The sequence below is a fragment of the Lutibacter sp. B1 genome (genome assembly GCF_012524075.1).
Taxonomy (GTDB): domain Bacteria; phylum Bacteroidota; class Bacteroidia; order Flavobacteriales; family Flavobacteriaceae; genus Lutibacter.
Genome location: NZ_JAAZUI010000160.1, coordinates 1 through 462, shown reverse-complemented (window position 1 = coordinate 462; position 462 = coordinate 1). Strand labels below are relative to the sequence as shown.

At 41.1% G+C, this 462-nt stretch carries 1 protein-coding gene; it reads right to left on the bottom strand.

Annotated features, from left to right (window positions below; genetic code table 11):
- A partial coding sequence (locus tag HGB55_RS15350) for a Calx-beta domain-containing protein (RefSeq protein ID WP_211047422.1) occupies positions 1–462 on the bottom strand: 462 nt, incomplete at both ends.

The following is a 462-nucleotide window of genomic DNA, read 5'->3' as shown; positions in this document are numbered from 1 at the left end:
CTCGGTTGGTTCTATCAAAGTATCATCGTTGATTAAAACTTCTATCTCTTTGGTCTCTCCTGTATTTCCTGTAAAAGTTAGTGTTGCTGATTGTACTGTATAATCATCCTCTGCTATCGCTGTACCATCGGCTGTTTGGTAATCTACTGTAAAACCTCCCTGTACATTGCCTGTTAAGGTTACTTGAACTGTCGCTGTACCATCACCTTCGTTAACCGTAATATCACTGATGGTTAGTCCATTGCCTGCACCTCCGTCATTGTCCTCAATAGTTATCTCTCCTTGTGAATCATTGATACCTATCAGCGTCGTGCTCAAATTACTCAAGTTCACATACAAACTCTCAGTCGGTTCTATCAAAGTATCATCTGCTATTGAAACTGTAATTGGATGACTCTCTTCGGTAGTGCCTGCAAAGGTTAGCGTACCTGATTGTGATTGATAATCATCCTCTGCTATCGC